This window comes from Protofrankia sp. CiP1_Cm_nod3 (assembly GCF_982290655.1).
In genome coordinates, this window is record NZ_CEVIVD010000009.1 from 67,089 (window position 1) to 67,879 (window position 791).

Genomic DNA, 791 nt, shown 5'->3' on the forward strand with positions numbered 1-791 from the left:
GGGGCCCGCGCGGCCCCGCGTGGGCGTGTCAGGCCGGGATTCGTTCGTTCAGCCGCGCGGTCACCTCGGCGGCGTCCAGCCGGGCGGCGAGCGCCGCGGTTTCCTCGGTGAGCGTGGACAGCCGGCCGCGCAGCTCGGCGGCCTCATGGTTGACCTGTCGCACCTGCCCCCATACCCGCAACGCCAGCGCGACGAGCAGGACGAACGTCAACAGGACGAGACCGAGATCGATGAGCAGCCAGCGCATGAGATCAACCTACCGGCCCGCAGGCCCGCCCGTGGCGGCGTACCCGTCGCGGCCGTAGGCGGCCAGGGCCTGGGTGGCGGCGGTGTGGATGCTCGCGACGAAGTCGGAGGGGCCGAGGGCTCCGGCCTGGTCGCCAAGGCCGAGGGCCAGGCGGTGCGCGGCCAGCCGGGCTCCCAGATACGTAGCTTCACCAGCGGGCGCCCGCCGTCGCCTCGTCCGCCGAAGACGCCGGGCGGGACAATCCCATGGGCGATCGCGGTGGCCTGCCGCGAGGACGGGAACCTGAATCGCGTTGACGGTTCGGGAGAGGCTGGTACCGTCGTGTCCCATCCGCCAGCGACAGCTCGCCGGCATGTGTATGGAGGAAGCCATGGCTGCCCGGGTCCTGTCCCGGGCCACCCGAGCCGCCGGCCGGTAGTGCCAGCGGTAGTCGAGGCCGCGCCGCCCCGCGGTGGCGGTCTCGGTGTGCCCGGTGACATCAGTCGTCATGTCGATGTTCACCATGAGGAGCTTCTGGCGTTGTCTCGTCATCCCCGTTCCACGT

1 protein-coding gene and 1 pseudogene are annotated in these 791 nt (G+C 71.9%); both read right to left on the reverse strand.

The features are described from left to right. Positions 1 to 28: 28 nt before the first annotated feature. The gene (locus tag AC5LUJ_RS04000; RefSeq protein ID WP_250281400.1) at positions 29 to 247 is read right to left on the reverse strand and encodes a hypothetical protein; all 219 of its coding nucleotides are present in this window, start codon (positions 245 to 247) and stop codon (positions 29 to 31) included. Positions 248 to 256: 9 nt separating this feature from the next. Then, a pseudogene (locus tag AC5LUJ_RS04005) lies at positions 257 to 791 on the reverse strand (hypothetical protein); the annotation flags it as partial.

What these genes read in the sequence shown, in the direction of transcription:
- AC5LUJ_RS04000 (WP_250281400.1), bottom strand. Translation starts at nt 247, where the DNA reads ATGCGCTGGCTGCTCATCGATCTCGGTCTCGTCCTGTTGACGTTCGTC.